Source organism: Streptococcus sp. FDAARGOS_520 (assembly GCF_003812685.1).
Taxonomy (GTDB): domain Bacteria; phylum Bacillota; class Bacilli; order Lactobacillales; family Streptococcaceae; genus Streptococcus; species Streptococcus agalactiae.
Genome location: NZ_CP033810.1, coordinates 117,069 through 132,666 on the forward strand (window position 1 = coordinate 117,069; position 15,598 = coordinate 132,666).

A 15,598-nucleotide genomic window follows, 5' to 3' on the forward strand; every position below is an offset into this window, starting at 1 on the left:
TAGGAGTTCGCGCTCCTTCACCTTTTTTGCTTTTCTTTAATATAATTATACTACTTTAGAAGATTTAATGCAAGTTAAAACATGCAAAAAAACGCTAGAAATAAAGGTATCTTTAGACTTTTTCTATTTTGTTTTGATTCCTGTTATACTCCATTTTCTGCCATTTTTTAGAAGGGGCTTAGAAAATTTATCTAATTCATCTGTCTTTTTAAAAAGTCGCCCTGCACTAATGAACCTTCTTTATACTCACTGTATACCTTTCTCCAAGAACCGAAAAATAATTCTCGTAAACCGTTAGCTCTTTCAAGTATAATCATATTTGCCATTGTGGAGATTCCCCACTTTGACCAATACATGCCACGTCGCTTCATTCTATACGTTATCTTTCTGTGTTGTGATTCCATGATACCAATACCACGATTTGAAAGATTTCTAAGATGAGCTGGTTTTATATATTTGAAATTATTTAATACTTTTTTCTTAAACTTCTGAAATTCTTGATCTTCAAGTTCATCACAAATCAGTGATTCAACAGTATCAAAAACTAATTCAAGCTTATCAGAATTATATTTTTTTACCGCATCTAAAGCAAAATCGGTTAATTCAATTGGATATTTTCTAAGGTATGAACTTAACTTTTCTTTAACATGATAGATATCCCAAAAATGCTCATGTTTCTTTACCTTAAGTGCTTTTCCTAATTCCTTAAAAACTCTACTAGTATAGCCTTTACCCATATCAGAGTTAGTGATTAAAATAGTATAGTCATCTACTTCATAGTTATTATAAATATAATCTAAAAGATTATATTTAGCTTTATCATAATTAAGCTGTAATATTTCGTGCTTGTCCCGCAATTCATATCTTTTAGTAGAAACTTTTTTTGAGCCTGTATGAATAACAAAATGTGTTAAATCTAAATACCTTCTTTCCTCTCTAGAATCTGTGCTTTTAATCATGACTCCATCACCCTCAACATACAGTTTTTTCACTTTTTTACGTTCGGGTGGCTCTTCCAAATAAAAACGATAGCGTTCTTTTTCTTTTAACAATTTTTCTACAAATTTTACTGCTTTTAAAACACAGTCTTTTGTTATGATTGTTTGCAAAGTGCTATCTATTACTTTGCAAACTTGACGATAAGGCATCATTGTAGCCAATTTTGCAACATGATATAAGAATTCTATTGAATATCTCTTATATTTTTCAAGACCTAACCACTCATCTACTGGTATTCTAGTTTCAAAGCCATTTGTCCAGCGACTCCTACTAAATGTTATTTCTCCAAAAGAGAAAACAACCGTACGTTCAGACTGATTGATCCTCTTATAGCCTTTCGTTCTCATTTGAGGAGCGATATAGCTTTCATACTGTTCAATTTGACTTAAAAATTGTTTCTGTTTTATTTTATTTATTTCATTTACAAAATCTTTTTCCGAGAATTTTTTAACTTCCATGATAATATTTTACAATTTTTGTTACAGGATTAGAATATTATTGCTATTTTTTATTCGAAAAGTTAAAGTAAAAGACCACATTTAATAACGTGATCTTTCTATTTATCCTACTGTGCAGGCTCAAATCCATCTAATCCAATGAATGACTGAAACTTGCCAGTACCTGAATTTGAAGCCGTGCCACTTAAACTTTGAACATCATATTCATCTTTTGGCTCAGACCATTCTGCATGAATATAATTAGAATCATCTGTGTCATCTTTTTTCCAGTACAAATCAGTATTGTACTGATTGTCAACGTAATTAACCCAAATTGTATCAGGCTTTCCAAAAATTTCAATAATATCTTTTAAAGATTTATCACCTTTTTCAAAAGTTTGATTGATGTTTTCAACAGTAAAATTATTATAATTACCTGATACTGATGATAAATCCCCCTTAAAATCAACCTTTGAATAATCCATTTCTTTTATATAATCACTCGGGTTTAATCCTAACGTTTTTATATAATCTTCTGCTCGTTCTTCATCAGTTTTTTTGTGTTTAACGACTTTTGCACTTGTCGCACCACTAGGATTTGTCTTATTCTTTTTAGAAGTATTACTGCTTTCAGAACCTGTAAATAAATTTATAACACTACTAACAATAATTATCACTATTATTAAACTTAAACATCCACCACAACCACTTTTTTTCTTTACTTTTTTCTTAACCATTTTTCCCATCTAATAATGATTTCCATAATAAATATAATTCAAACTTTGTTTACAAATTTTTAAAAAAGTCATTTATAAAAGATGATGCTGAACGATAGCCTTTTTCTTTTGATAGCCTATCAATTTTTTTTCGGACTGAAGGTTGAAGTGTAAATTGATATTGTTTTGTACGTTCAAAGTCCCTAATATTCATTTCAGATGAGAAAATTTCTTTCTTTTCTTCATCTAAACTTTCTTTTAGAACTTTTGTTAGTTCCGAATTTTTTGGTTCAAATGCCATATTCATCCTCTTTCTTATAAACATAGTCATATTTATGTATATAACTATGTTTATATTTGTAATTATATTTATAGTTTATCAGTAATTTTCCTAAATGTAAAATCAATTTCTTTGAAGAATTTACTATCTCTTGAATATAATTCTTTATCAGACATCATATAAGATAGAGACTTTTTGTCCAATGTTGAGCGGTTAAATAACTCTTTATGAGGAATCATTGCAAGAACTGATTTATCATTCTTTAGTGATCTTATTAATTCTTTTGAAGAGTTGGTATTATGCTTTATCATATTACCTAAAAAGAATAATTTTGCTGTGACATAACTTGCTCGAGTTTTAAAGTCAAATGCCTCTGTTTTAAATTCTTCAAGTCTTTCAGAAAGATGGATGTATACTATAAAAGTAGACAAAACTTTGTGTGTTACAATCTGTTTTAAAAGACACAAAAACGAAAGGACAACCTATGTCAACATTTAAACGCTATGATGAAGAATTCAAACAATCTCTTGTTAACCTTTATCAAACTGGAAAAACTCAGTCTGAACTCTGTAAAGACTATGGGGTATCCACTTCTACGCTTGCAAAATGGATCAAACAGTATTCCCAAGTCAAACTCGAAGATAATTCTGTACTTACTGCCAAGCAAATACAAGAGTTACAAAAACGTAATGCGCAGCTTGAAGAGGAGAACCTTATCCTAAAAAAAGCAAGTGCCATATTCATGCAAAACTTAAAGTAAGACTCCTCGCTGTCTATCGGTTACGCTTTGAACACGCCACAACAACCTTGTGTCGTGTTTTACGTGTCAATCGCTCCACTTACTATAAATTTCTAAAACATAAGCCCTCAAAAAGAGAATTGGATAATCAAATTTATAGAAAACAAATACTTGAGATTTATACCAAAGCGAACAAAAGACTTGGTGTGAAGTCTATCAAGGTCATTCTTCAAAGAGACTATGACACAAAAATCTCTGAAGGAAGAATTTGAATAGGTTACACTAAACTAGACAGAAATTATAAAGTGTTCTACACTTAAGAAAAACTGGAGAAAAACCATGTCTAGAAAAGTACGTCGTCACTTCACCGATGATTTTAAGCAACAAATTGTTGACCTTTACAATGTTGGTAGAAAGCGTAGCAGTCTCATCAAGGTATATGAGCTAACCCCTTCCACCTTCGATAAGTGGGTTAGACAAGCCAAAACAACTGGTTCATTCAAGTCTGTTGATAATCTGACAGATGAACAGCGGGAGCTAATTGAACTCAGAAAACACAATAAAGAACTCGAAATGCAATTAGATATCCTAAAGCAAGCAGCGGTGATTATGGCACAAAAAGGGAAATAATCACTGCTAATAAGGATAAATACAGCATTTCAAAGATGTGTCGCTGGCTGAATATGCCACACTCAAGTTATTACTATCAAGCCGTGGAGTCAGTATCTGAAACGGAGTTTGAAGAAACTATTAAAAGAATTTCCTCGATAGCGAGTCCAGATACGGATCCAGAAAATCAAAATATGCTTGAATAACGAAGGTATCACACTTTCACGTCGTCGGATTCGACGCATTATGAAGCGACTCAATTTGGTTTCTGTTTATCAGAAAGCCACCTTCAAACCACATTCTAGAGGCAAGAATGAAGCCCCTATTCCCAACCACTTAGACAGGCAATTTAAGCAAGAAAGACCACTACAGGCCTTAGTCACTGACTTAACCTATGTTCGTGTAGGCAATCGTTGGGCTTATGTTTGCCTCATCATTGACCTATACAACCGTGAAATCATCGGCCTGTCTCTTGGTTGGCACAAGACCGCTGAACTCGTTAAGCAAGCCATACAAAGCATCCCTTACGCCCTGACCAAAGTCAAGATGTTCCATTCAGATCGTGGCAAAGAGTTTGATAATCAGTTAATTGATGAAATATTGGAAGCCTTTGGAATCACACGTTCGCTTAGTCAGACTGGTTGTCCTTATGACAATGCCGTAGCTGAAAGTACGTATCGTGCTTTCAAAATTGAATTTGTTTATCAAGAAACCTTTCAATTGCTGGAAGAACTAGCTCTTAAGACTAAAGACTATGTTCATTGGTGGAATTACCACCGCATTCATGGTAGTCTCAACTACCAAACACCAATGACTAAAAGATTAATTGCCTAGAAAAACACTTTATAAATGTTGTACAGAAAAGTGTTGCCTTTTCAATCTTTTTAAATAGACTTCCTGCGAAACAAAATATGGTACAATAGTTCTATGAATTATGAAGCAAGCAAACAATTAACTGATGTACGATTTAAGCGCCTTGTTGGTGTTCAGCGCACTACTTTTGAAGAGATGTTAGCTGTGTTAAAAACAGCTTATCAACGTAAACACGCAAAAGGTGGCCGAACCCCTAAGTTAAGCTTAGAAGATCTCCTCATGGCTACTCTTCAATACATGCGAGAATACCGCACTTATGAACAAATTGCGGCTGATTTTGGCATTCACGAAAGCAACTTAATCCGTCGAAGTCAATGGGTTGAATCAACTCTTATTCAAAGTGGTTTTACGATTTCAAAAACTCATCTTAGTGCTGAGGATACGGTGATTGTGGATGCAACAGAGGTAAAAATCAATCGTCCTAAAAAAATCAACTAGCGAATTATTCTGGTAAAAAGAAATGTCATGCTATGAAGGCTCAGGCGATTGTCACAAGCCAAGGGAGAATTGTTTCTTTGGATATTGCAGTGAACTATTGCCACGATATGAAGTTGTTCAAAATGAGTCGCAGAAACATCGGACAAGCTGCTAAAATCTTGGCAGACAGTGGTTATCAAGGGATCATGAAGATGTATTCACAAGCGCAAACTCCGAGGAAATCAAGCAAACTTAAGCCACTAACTCTTGAAGATAAAACCTATAACCATACGCTATCCAAAGAGAGAATCAAGGTTGAGAATATTTTTGCCAAAGTAAAAACGTTTAAAATATTTTCAACAACCTATCGAAATCGACGCAAACGGTTTGGATTACGAATGAATTTGATTGCTGGAATGATCAACCGTGAACTAGGATTTTAGTTTCGCAGGAAGTCTAATAAATTTTCTATAACAAATAATCTAATAATGAATTATAATATATTTAGATTATTTAGGAGACTTAAGAAATGGTAAACCAATTAATAATTTTAGGAAATGGATTTGATAGAGCTTCGGATTTAAAGTCAGGATATATGGATTTTTTCAATTTTAGATTTAAAGATTCAGACAGTACTAGTAGTTTTTGGTATTATATTTTGAGATCATGTTATAATAAAAAATTGTCTAGCGATTTATGGAGTGATATTGAGAAATTAATTTCAGTACATCTAAAAAACATTATAACACTATATAATAACGAAACAATTTTAAGTGGCAAAGATATTGAGAGTATATATATCGAAACATTAAGCACTGATTACTCAAGAAATGATTACTCTACCAGTGAGGAGCTAACGCAAAAAGCACTCCATAATTTTTTGTGGAATCATAATGGTATACCTATTGTTCCAGAACTAGATAATTTATTATTACTAATTCAAAAAGATTTAAAAATAGTCGAAGATGAGTTTTGTTCTTATTTAACTAATCAAATAGAGATCCAGGAACAATCAAAAGATGATTATTTTAAAGATATAACTAAATTGGGAAATAATTACTTATTAAAATCTCGAATTATTTTTGAACTCTTGTATAAAAGTAATATTTCTAGTGCATTCACATGTAATTCTTTTGTTGCACTACATGATTTTCATAACGAAAATTGTTTCAATTCCTATGAAGGATTTCTTAGCTACATTTATGACTTAGAAAGTAATAATGAATTTAATGTTGAAACATCAATATTGAATTTTAATTATACATTACCTAGAATAGATAAATTACAACGTAATATTCATGGAACCCTGAATGATAAAAATATTATTTTTGGAATAGATTATGATTCTTTAATTGATATACAAAAAGATAAAAATGTTACCCTGCCTGTTGAATTTACCAAATCATACAGGATATTACAGAACGGAAATATATTTCAATATCCAATTCCCTCTGAACTAACTTTTATAAAATTTTATGGTCATGGTCTGGGTGAAGCAGACTATTCTTATTTTCAATCAATTTTTGACTCAATTAATCTTTATTCCAGTGACACTGTACTAATTTTCTATTGGAGTTGTTATAACGAGAATATTAGGGAACAAATTAAATCTCAACAAGTTCATGCAGTACATAAATTAATTGAAAAATATGGAGATACTTTTAATAATAAGAATCATGGCAGAAATTTATTCACAAAACTTCAATTAGAAAATCGTTTAATTATTCAAGAAATACTTTATAATGATATTCTAAATCCATATTAAACAAAACACCCCCACAAAATATTGTGAGGGTGTTTGTGGGGAAGATTCAATTGAATCTTTCCTTTTTTAATCGCCTTAACTTTAACGAAAAGACTTTAAAACTAGGCTTTCACCTTTAAACAACCAATAGATGATTATTTAAGAGTAACTGAAGCACCTGCAGCTTCAAGTTTTTCTTTGATTTCGTTAGCTTCTGCTTCTGAAGCACCTTCTTTGATAACTGATGGTGCGTTATCAACGATAGCTTTAGCTTCTTTAAGACCTTCGCCTGTGATTTCACGAACAACTTTGATAACGCCAACTTTTTTGTCTCCAGCAGCTGTTAATTCAACGTCAAATGAGTCTTTAGCAGCAACAGCTTCACCACCAGCAGCGGCAGCAGCTACAGGAGCAGCAGCAGTTACACCAAATTCTTCTTCGATAGCTTTTACAAGATCGTTAAGTTCAAGAATTGTAGCTTCTTTAATTTCAGCAATAATATTTTCAATGTTTAATGCCATTGTTATTTCCTCCAAAAATATGTTTTAATATAAAATTATGTAGCTAGGCTACTTGAAGAGTGCTTATGCCACTTCTTCGTCTTTTTCTGCAACTGCTTTGACAGCATATGCAACGTTGCGTACTGGCGCTTGAAGTACTGAAAGGAGCATTGAAAGCATACCTTCTTTGTTTGGTAATTTAGCAAGAGCGTTAATTTCTTCAACTGAAGTGAATTTACCGTCTACTGAACCACCTTTGATTTCAAGAGCTTCTGCATCTTTAGCGAAATCGCTAATAACTTTAGCTGGTGCAATAACATCTTCGTTAGAAAACGCAACTGCTGATGGACCAACAAAAAGTTCTTTAAGGTCTTCAAGACCTGCTTTTTCAGCTGCACGAGTTAAAATTGAGTTTTTGATAACTTTAAACTCAACATCGCTTTCACGAAGTGAACGACGTAAGTTAGTATCTTGCTCAACAGTAAGACCACGTGAATCAACAACAACGATACTTGCTGCTGCTTTCATTTTCTCAGCAATAAGTTCAACTTGTTCAGCTTTTTTTGCAATAATTGCTTCACTCATTAGTTTTACCTCCGTTTTTATTTTTTGGGATAGGCACAAAAAAATCGCACCTAAACCTAGACACGAAAGTACAATACGTTATTTTATAATGACGTTTTGTGCCTCGGTAGGAATATTATGAGCACTGCTCCCCTACTGTCTTAGGTCAGTTTCATCAGAAACTTTAAATAGTATAACTTATAATTCTAGCATTGTCAATAATTTTTATTATTTTTCTGAAATAATTTTATAGTACCAAAAAATACTAAAATAGTTATCTTTATATCAAAAAAATAATATTTTAGTATTTATTTATTGACCTTTACTGACTAAAGGTGTATTATAGTACCAGAAAGATAATTAAATATTTAAATTAGACCTCTCTATATGTATTAAAGTATAGGAATCAATAATTAACTTTCAAAAATTAAAATCAATTGAGGTATTTAATATATGGCAAATAATAATTTTTATAATCGTGACCCTTTTGGAAATATGGATGATATTTTTAATTCTCTAATGGGAAATATGGGGGGCTATAACAGTGAGAATAAGCGATACTTAATCAATGGACGGGAAGTTACTCCTGAAGAATTCAGTCAATATCGTCAAACTGGAAAACTCCCCGGTCAAGAGCTAAATAACCAAAACACTCCTACAAACCAAGTCTCTGCAGATAGTGTTTTGACTAAATTAGGAACTAATTTAACCGATCAAGCACGTCAGCATTTGCTAGATCCAGTTATTGGACGAAACAAAGAAATTCAGGAAACTGCAGAAATTCTAGCTCGTCGTACTAAAAATAATCCTGTTCTGGTTGGTGATGCAGGTGTTGGTAAAACAGCTGTTATTGAAGGTTTGGCACAAGCAATTATAAATGGTGATGTCCCTGCTGCTATCAAAAATAAAGAAATCATTTCGATAGATATTTCTAGCCTTGAAGCTGGCACCCAATATAGGGGTAGTTTTGAAGAAAATATTCAAAATATCATAAAAGAAGTTAAGGAAACAGGAAATATTATTCTCTTCTTTGATGAAATACACCAAATATTAGGAGCCGGTTCAACTGGTGGTGATAGTGGCTCTAAGGGGCTCGCAGATATACTTAAGCCTGCACTTTCACGTGGTGAGTTAACGGTTATAGGTGCAACTACTCAAGATGAATATCGTAACACCATTCTCAAGAATGCTGCCTTAGCACGTCGCTTTAACGAAGTTAAAGTCAATGCACCTTCTGCACAAGATACTTTCAATATCCTTATGGGGATAAGAAACCTCTATGAGCAACATCATAATGTTGTTTTACCTGACTCTGTTTTGAAAGCAGCTGTAGATTTATCTATTCAATACATCCCACAAAGAAGTCTCCCTGATAAAGCAATTGACCTTATTGATATGACTGCTGCACACCTAGCTGCGCAACATCCCGTAACTGACCTTAAATCCTTAGAAAAAGAAATCGCTGAGCAAAGAGACAAGCAAGAAAAAGCTGTCAATACTGAAGATTTTGAAGAAGCTCTTAAGGTCAAGACACGCATTGAAGAGTTACAAAACCAGATTGATAATCATACCGAAGGACAAAAAGTCACTGCAACTATCAACGATATCGCTATGTCAATTGAGCGTCTAACTGGAGTTCCTGTATCAAATATGGGTGCTAGTGATATTGAACGCTTAAAAGAACTTGGCAATCGTCTAAAAGGTAAAGTCATTGGTCAAAATGATGCTGTTGAGGCAGTTGCGAGAGCTATTCGCCGAAATCGTGCTGGTTTCGATGATGGTAATCGTCCGATTGGTAGCTTTCTATTTGTTGGACCAACTGGAGTTGGTAAAACCGAGCTAGCAAAGCAATTAGCTTTTGATATGTTCGGATCAAAGGATGCTATCGTTAGACTTGATATGTCTGAATATAATGATCGTACAGCAGTTTCTAAGCTAATTGGAGCGACTGCTGGTTACGTTGGTTATGACGACAATAGTAATACACTAACAGAACGTATCCGTCGAAATCCTTATTCTATTGTTCTTCTTGATGAAATCGAAAAAGCTGACCCGCAAGTTATCACGCTTCTCCTTCAAGTTCTAGATGATGGCCGTTTAACTGATGGTCAAGGAAACACTATTAACTTTAAAAATACTGTTATCATTGCAACCTCAAATGCAGGTTTTGGAAACGAAGCATTTACAGGTGACAGCGATAAAGACTTGAAAATTATGGAACGAATTTCTCCATATTTCCGTCCAGAATTTCTAAATCGTTTCAATGGTGTTATTGAATTCTCTCACCTAAGCAAAGATGACTTAAGCGAAATTGTAGATTTGATGCTTGATGAAGTTAACCAAACAATTAGCAAAAAAGGAATTGACCTTGTGGTAGATGAAAATGTTAAATCACACTTAATTGAACTGGGTTATGACGAAGCAATGGGAGTACGTCCATTGCGCCGTGTCATCGAGCAAGAAATTCGAGATCGCATCACAGACTACTATCTCGATCATACAGACGTTAAACACCTAAAAGCTAATTTGCAAGATGGCCAAATCGTCATTTCTGAAAGATAAAAACAAAACCCGTTTGGAAGAATCCAAGCGGGTTTTCTAGTGGATTGAAAAAGGAAATCAAACTTACCCTAACCTTCTTCAAGATACTTTACTTATTTTAAATGTGCAGAGAGGTCAGCAATATCAGCTGGTCTAGTTCGGCAACAACCTCCGACAACTTGGGCGCCAAGTTTTTGCCAGTCACTTGTATTTTCAAGTAGGGTGTGTGAATGATCAGGGCTAGATTGCCAAGATTGGCTTGCCCCATCATAAACCTCTCCAGAGTTTGGATAGGTCATAAGAGGCTTGTTAGTCTGCTCTGCTATTGCTTGCAAGAAATCAGCAACTAACGATGGACTTGAACAGTTAATGCCCAGCGCCACGACCTGTGGGCTAACATCAATAGCTTTCGCCAAGTCTGCAACAGCACTACCATCTGAGATGGTCTTACCATCTTGAGAGGTGAATGACATATAAGCCTCAACCTGAGGGAAATCCTCGGCAAGTAGCTCAATAAGAGCCTCAGCCTCCTGAGCGTTTGGAATGGTTTCAAGTGCCAGAATGTCAACACCCTCATCTAAAAGAAGCTCAATACGATGGCGATGGAAGTTTTTAAGACCTTGCTTATCAATATCGTAGAGTCCAGTGTACTCAGAGCCATCCGCTAAAAAGGCAGCGTAGGGACCAACATCCCCAGAAATCAAAGGATAGATTCTCTCTGATTTTTCTTCTTTTGTCAAACTTTTCCAAACTTGCTCACGCGCAGCTTTTGCCAACTGAACAGTCAAGCGAATCAAATCTTCTGCCTGACTTTCAGAGACACCAACTTGAGCTAGTCCTTGTAAAGTCGCCTGATAAGTTGATGTCGTCACAATATCAGCGCCAGCACGAATATAATCTTCATGAATGGTCTGAATAGCTGCTGGATCCTCAATCAGATATTTGGCTGACCAAAGTTTCCCAGAAACATCACAACCTCTACTCTCAAGCTCGGTCCCCAAGGCACCATGTAGGATGAGAGTTTTTTTACTCTCTAAAAGTTCTTTAAATCTTCCCATAAGATCACCATTTCTTGTAACGTAGTTTGTGATAAATATAGCAGAAAATAATAAATGGAACACCGAAGTAAAGCCCAGCACGTTGTGAGCTATCCCAAGCAATCCCTACAATCGAAATCAAGAGCAAAATGATTGTGATATAAGGGAGAACTGGTGTAAAAGGTGTTTTGTAAGACAAATCTTCTAGTTGATTCTCTTTCAAGAATTCCTTGCGGAAATTGATTTGTGCGACTGGAATGGCTAGCCATACGACAACAACAGCAAAGCCCGCGATTGAAACCAAGGCTAGATAAACTGTGTCTGCAGCGTAAATACTTGAAAAGAGCGACAGCACTGCTCCTGCCATTGACAAGAGAAGAGCACGCATTGGGACACCGTGTTTATTGATTTTCACAACAGATTTTGACAACATACCTTCATTGGCAAGGGACCAGAGCATACGGCTTGATGCGTAGAGACCTGAGTTACCAGCAGACAGGATGGCTGTCAAGATAACGAAGTTCATGATATCCGCCGTAAAAGGGATTCCCATCTTGTCAAAGACATCAACGAATGGTGCTGTGGATACGCCTGCCTCTTTCATTGGCAATAGCGAAGCTAGGACAACAATTGTCAGTACAAAGAAAACAACCAAGCGACCGATTGTCGTTTTAATAGCCCTTGGTACAGCTTCTTTGGGATTATCCGTTTCACCAGCCGCAATACCAATTAACTCAGTACCAGAGAAGGCATAGTTAACAGCCAACATGACTGAGACAACTGCAACGATACCATTTGGAAAGGCACCATTGGCAGTCAGATGAGTGAAGAGAATAGCCTTGTGCTGACCTTCAAAGGAAACTAGACCAAACATAGCACCTAAGCCCAAGATAATAAAGATAATGATAGCAATAACCTTAATACTTGAGAAGAAAGACTCTGCTTCTGCAAAAAAGCGTACGCTAAGAGCATTTAAACCAAAAATCACAAGGGCAAAAAAGGAAGCAAATGCCCAAGCCGGCACATTTGGGAACCAGCGCTGCATCAGCATGGCAGCACCTAAAAATTCAGTCCCCAAGGCGACCGTCCAACAAATCCAATATAGCCAAGCAACAGTAAAACCTGTTCCAGGACTGATAAACTTAGTGGCATAAGTGTGGAATGACCCCGTCACCGGCATGGCAACCGCCAATTCCCCAAGTGATAGCATGACCAAATAAACCACAACGGCACCAATCAAATAAGACAGCACAGCTCAAAGCGGACCAGCCTGTGCAATGGTATAACCTGAACTCAAGAAAAGCCCAGTCCCGATAACACCACCTAGCGATAACATAAAGAGATGACGACTGGTCATCTTACGCTGGAATTTACCTTCATCTTCATAACGATGATTTTCCATAACAACCTCCAAGAAACTAATACTTTTATCCTACCACAATCTAGTCGTATTGGGGAATAGGTATTAGCTATCATATATGATAAAGAAAAACTATTACAAAAAATCAGCGAATCATAAATAGCGGTAACCTTATTTTTTTATCCTTACAAAATTAACGACCTTATGAAAACGGTCCATTTGCCAAGGACTAATAATATAATTGGTCTCCTTATCCTTCAATAGCTGTACAGGTGCAATAATGCTAGTTAGTACACAGACAATCAACATGATAAAACCACCTAGCCAATCTCCCCAAGTGAGCATTCCTTCTGCACTAGCTTGATAGATGTATGCGCAAGCTATTGGTACTAGGAGAAATACTGTCGTTGCTAGACCAGGATTATACCAAGTTTTAAGTTTAATATTCATCTGAAAACCATGACCCAAGAGCTGCGTTAGACTAAAGAACATGACTCCTAATCCAAGCCAATAAGCTTGAGGAAAAGCAATACTAGCAATGTAAAGCAACCAAGCAATAGTATTAACCAACATAATAGACTGAGTATTGCCTGGAAAACAATCCATCAGCTCTTCTTCATCATAAACAACATAGTTAATGATAGGTGATGCCCCACCGGGAAACTGATATTCTTCAAATTGATGCGCTAGAAGTGCCATAAAGTTAAAATACAATAGATAGTGAAGCATTGACCAGTCAGGTCTAAAAACAAGCAATATTACTGCTAAAATAATAAATAAAATTGCTCCAAAACGATACCAGTAATTTCTAAAATATGACATGATAATACCTCCTATTTAAACTGTGTTTCACGAAAATGTGTTAAAAATGGTTTTGAGCGTGAAAGATCAACATCACTAAATGCGTAATTTGAATGTCGACCTAAACGCCTATAGATTGGGGAACGAAAGGCTATAAAGTAGTTAAGAACAATCCATATCAGCCTAAAAACCAATCAAGTCCAGAATACAACTTCCAATCATGAGCTAAATAATAGACAGAAACAGGGACAAGACCTACTAAGGTCGTAAGAAGTCCTGGATTATACCACTTCTTCAAGGAAAGATTAAAAAAGAAAAGATGCATGGCAAGTTCTGCAAATGCAAAAATCATGACTGCAAGTGTTAAAAATGGTATATTGGGACAAAAAATCGGCAAAAGATAAACAATCACTGCAAACCACTGATTCCCGAAAAAGGCTGATAGATGGTTTAAGTCCCACTTACCAGTATCAGTTTCAACCGATTTAAGTTCAACTAGCATAGTGATAAGCGGAAAACCTCCAGGGAAACCAAATTCTTCGAAAAAGTGTAATCGAATAAAAAGTCCCGAAATAAGTAGTGACTGCACTCGTAAATCCCAATTTCCAAAAAATAATGCTAAGGCAAAAAGAGAAGCAAGATAGGGACAAAAGAGGTACCATTTTGTTATCAATGCTTTCATAAGATGACCTCCAAGATTTGTGACATTTGATACCATATAGTATAATCAAGTGAACCTATAATATCAATACCTTTGGAGGTTTTATGCACAAATGACTGAAAGTGTGACAGTTAATAAAAAGAGAATAAAACAAATCACTCAAACACAAGAGGATATCTTAACAGCTTTTGGCCAACTTTTGGAAGAGTATCCCTATGAGAAAATTCAGATTAGCCAAATTGCCAAGAAATCTGGCTATGCTAGAAGGACCTTTTACCGACACTTTGACAGTCGAGATGACCTACTTACCCTTTTCATCGAAAGACTAACATTAAATCTCTTTAAGCAACTTGGTCAATTGGAGCAACCTACTTTTAGCCAAGTTTTCCAAAATTTTTTTAGTTATTGGTCTGATTATAAATCCCTTCTTCTCATTCTTAGAAAGAATGACCTACTCCCTCAATTTCAACAATCCTGGTTCCGACATATTGATTTGATAGAGTTAGGTCGTGGTGATTTATCTTCCAATACCTATGCTCAGCGATTTGCGATTGGTGGTATTTTCAGTGTTCTAATTGAGTGGATTCATCAGGACTGCCAAACAAGTATCGAAGAATTAACTCAAGTTTCCTTCGATATTATCAATCATTTAAAAAATTAAAAAGAGCTTTGCAGTAGTCTCAACAGCTACTGCAAAGCTCTTTTTGTCATAAACTCTCAAATTATAACTCAGATAAAATAGTATCCCATGATTCATCAAGACCTGTGCGGTCAACAGATGAAAAGACGATGAAATGGTCCTTTTTATCAAAGTTTAATTTCTTCTTAATAGACGACTCATGTTTATTCCACTTGCCACGAGGTATTTTATCTGCCTTTGTCGCTACAATAATTACTGGAATCTCATAGTACTTAAGAAATTCATACATTTGAATATCGTCCGCACTTGGATCATGACGAAAATCAACTAAACTAACAACAACACGAAGGTTATCACGTGTTACAAGGTACTCTTCAATCATCTTGCCCCACTTAGCACGCTCAGTTTTAGACACCTTAGCGTAGCCATATCCAGGGACATCGACAAAACGCAGTTTGTCATCAATGTTATAAAAGTTGAGCAGTTGTGTCTTACCTGGCTTACTCGACGTACGCGCTAGGTTTTTACGACCAAGAAGCGTGTTGATAAAGCTTGATTTACCAACATTTGAACGACCAGCGAGAGCAACTTCTGGGAGATCATCCTGAGGATAATGTGACTTGTTAGCTGCACTCAATAAAATAGACGCATTATGAGTATTTAAAAATTCTTCTGCCATC

12 protein-coding genes, 5 pseudogenes and 1 other annotated feature are annotated in these 15,598 nt (G+C 35.4%); of the genes and pseudogenes, 6 read left to right on the forward strand and 11 right to left on the reverse strand.

What is annotated here, in order from left to right:
* Positions 1-123: 123 nt before the first annotated feature.
* The 4 genes and pseudogenes from EGX96_RS00555 to EGX96_RS00570 all read right to left on the reverse strand — a co-directional run.
* Positions 124-1,457 (reverse strand): annotated as a pseudogene (locus EGX96_RS00555) (ISLre2 family transposase).
* Positions 1,458-1,564: 107 nt separating this feature from the next.
* Complete coding sequence (locus EGX96_RS00560) at positions 1,565-2,173, reverse strand: hypothetical protein (protein ID WP_001866489.1); 609 nt, start codon at positions 2,171-2,173, stop codon at positions 1,565-1,567.
* Positions 2,174-2,222: 49 nt separating this feature from the next.
* The gene (locus tag EGX96_RS00565) at positions 2,223-2,453 is read right to left on the reverse strand and encodes a hypothetical protein (RefSeq protein WP_000863581.1); all 231 of its coding nucleotides are present in this window, start codon (positions 2,451-2,453) and stop codon (positions 2,223-2,225) included.
* Between the two features lie 68 nt (positions 2,454-2,521).
* Positions 2,522-2,881 (reverse strand): annotated as a pseudogene (locus EGX96_RS00570) (ParA family protein); the annotation flags it as partial.
* A 35-nt stretch (positions 2,882-2,916) separates the two neighbouring features.
* Between EGX96_RS00570 and EGX96_RS00575 the strand changes: the two are divergent.
* The 4 genes and pseudogenes from EGX96_RS00575 to EGX96_RS00590 form a co-directional block, all read left to right on the forward strand.
* Positions 2,917-3,440: pseudogene (locus tag EGX96_RS00575) on the forward strand (transposase); the annotation flags it as partial.
* Between the two features lie 70 nt (positions 3,441-3,510).
* Positions 3,511-4,614 (forward strand): annotated as a pseudogene (locus EGX96_RS00580) (IS3-like element ISSag2 family transposase).
* 93 nt (positions 4,615-4,707) lie between these two features.
* Positions 4,708-5,513 (forward strand): IS5-like element IS1381A family transposase gene (locus EGX96_RS00585; protein ID WP_088181596.1). Its coding sequence is split into 2 segments (ribosomal slippage): positions 4,708-5,082 and positions 5,085-5,513, totalling 804 coding nucleotides; the frame shifts between segments, so codons are not numbered across the junction.
* An 86-nt stretch (positions 5,514-5,599) separates the two neighbouring features.
* Entirely contained in the window at positions 5,600-6,835 is a 1,236-nt protein-coding gene (locus EGX96_RS00590) for an AbiH family protein (RefSeq protein ID WP_000248014.1), read from the forward strand.
* Positions 6,836-6,969: 134 nt separating this feature from the next.
* Here EGX96_RS00590 and rplL read toward each other — a convergent pair whose 3' ends face one another.
* Both rplL and rplJ read right to left on the reverse strand, forming a co-directional pair.
* On the reverse strand, positions 6,970-7,335 hold the full coding sequence (gene rplL / locus EGX96_RS00595) for a 50S ribosomal protein L7/L12 (RefSeq protein ID WP_001196975.1): 366 nt from the start codon (positions 7,333-7,335) through the stop codon (positions 6,970-6,972).
* A 63-nt stretch (positions 7,336-7,398) separates the two neighbouring features.
* On the reverse strand, positions 7,399-7,899 hold the full coding sequence (gene rplJ, locus EGX96_RS00600) for a 50S ribosomal protein L10 (RefSeq protein WP_001287288.1): 501 nt from the start codon (positions 7,897-7,899) through the stop codon (positions 7,399-7,401).
* 29 nt (positions 7,900-7,928) lie between these two features.
* Positions 7,929-8,062 (reverse strand) — a sequence feature (ribosomal protein L10 leader region).
* 269 nt (positions 8,063-8,331) lie between these two features.
* Between rplJ and EGX96_RS00605 the strand changes: the two genes are divergently transcribed.
* On the forward strand, positions 8,332-10,440 hold the full coding sequence (locus EGX96_RS00605; protein WP_000002814.1) for an AAA family ATPase: 2,109 nt from the start codon (positions 8,332-8,334) through the stop codon (positions 10,438-10,440).
* 92 nt (positions 10,441-10,532) lie between these two features.
* On the opposite strand, the gene mmuM is transcribed toward EGX96_RS00605, so the two are convergent.
* The 4 genes and pseudogenes from mmuM to EGX96_RS00630 all read right to left on the reverse strand — a co-directional run bounded on the left by mmuM (position 10,533) and on the right by EGX96_RS00630 (position 14,299).
* Positions 10,533-11,477: a homocysteine S-methyltransferase gene (mmuM, locus tag EGX96_RS00615; RefSeq protein ID WP_000532339.1), complete on the reverse strand. Its 945-nt coding sequence runs from the start codon at positions 11,475-11,477 to the stop codon at positions 10,533-10,535.
* Between the two features lie 4 nt (positions 11,478-11,481).
* A pseudogene (locus EGX96_RS00620) lies at positions 11,482-12,858 on the reverse strand (amino acid permease).
* Positions 12,859-12,987: 129 nt separating this feature from the next.
* Positions 12,988-13,638: an HXXEE domain-containing protein gene (locus EGX96_RS00625; RefSeq protein ID WP_000120088.1), complete on the reverse strand. Its 651-nt coding sequence runs from the start codon at positions 13,636-13,638 to the stop codon at positions 12,988-12,990.
* Positions 13,639-13,795: 157 nt separating this feature from the next.
* Positions 13,796-14,299, reverse strand: a complete 504-nt coding sequence (locus EGX96_RS00630; protein WP_000645482.1) for an HXXEE domain-containing protein — start codon at positions 14,297-14,299, stop codon at positions 13,796-13,798.
* Positions 14,300-14,390: 91 nt separating this feature from the next.
* On the opposite strand from EGX96_RS00630, the gene EGX96_RS00640 reads away from it, so the two are divergent.
* Positions 14,391-14,939 carry a TetR/AcrR family transcriptional regulator gene (locus EGX96_RS00640; protein ID WP_000140663.1) on the forward strand — a complete coding sequence of 183 codons (549 nt, stop codon included), beginning with the start codon at positions 14,391-14,393 and terminating at the stop codon, positions 14,937-14,939.
* Positions 14,940-15,000: 61 nt separating this feature from the next.
* Here the strand turns inward: EGX96_RS00640 and yihA are convergent, their stop codons facing one another.
* The gene (gene yihA, locus EGX96_RS00645) at positions 15,001-15,597 is read right to left on the reverse strand and encodes a ribosome biogenesis GTP-binding protein YihA/YsxC (protein WP_000796925.1); all 597 of its coding nucleotides are present in this window, start codon (positions 15,595-15,597) and stop codon (positions 15,001-15,003) included.
* Position 15,598: the final 1 nt, after the last annotated feature.

What these genes read in the sequence shown, in the direction of transcription:
- EGX96_RS00630 (WP_000645482.1), bottom strand. Translation starts at nt 14,299, where the DNA reads ATGAAAGCATTGATAACAAAATGGTACCTCTTTTGTCCCTATCTTGCT.
- EGX96_RS00625 (WP_000120088.1), bottom strand. Translation starts at nt 13,638, where the DNA reads ATGTCATATTTTAGAAATTACTGGTATCGTTTTGGAGCAATTTTATTT.
- EGX96_RS00560 (WP_001866489.1), bottom strand. Translation starts at nt 2,173, where the DNA reads ATGGTTAAGAAAAAAGTAAAGAAAAAAAGTGGTTGTGGTGGATGTTTA.
- mmuM (WP_000532339.1), bottom strand. Translation starts at nt 11,477, where the DNA reads ATGGGAAGATTTAAAGAACTTTTAGAGAGTAAAAAAACTCTCATCCTA.
- rplJ (WP_001287288.1), bottom strand. Translation starts at nt 7,899, where the DNA reads ATGAGTGAAGCAATTATTGCAAAAAAAGCTGAACAAGTTGAACTTATT.
- rplL (WP_001196975.1), bottom strand. Translation starts at nt 7,335, where the DNA reads ATGGCATTAAACATTGAAAATATTATTGCTGAAATTAAAGAAGCTACA.
- EGX96_RS00565 (WP_000863581.1), bottom strand. Translation starts at nt 2,453, where the DNA reads ATGGCATTTGAACCAAAAAATTCGGAACTAACAAAAGTTCTAAAAGAA.
- EGX96_RS00605 (WP_000002814.1), top strand. Translation starts at nt 8,332, where the DNA reads ATGGCAAATAATAATTTTTATAATCGTGACCCTTTTGGAAATATGGAT.
- EGX96_RS00590 (WP_000248014.1), top strand. Translation starts at nt 5,600, where the DNA reads ATGGTAAACCAATTAATAATTTTAGGAAATGGATTTGATAGAGCTTCG.
- yihA (WP_000796925.1), bottom strand. Translation starts at nt 15,597, where the DNA reads ATGGCAGAAGAATTTTTAAATACTCATAATGCGTCTATTTTATTGAGT.
- EGX96_RS00640 (WP_000140663.1), top strand. Translation starts at nt 14,391, where the DNA reads ATGACTGAAAGTGTGACAGTTAATAAAAAGAGAATAAAACAAATCACT.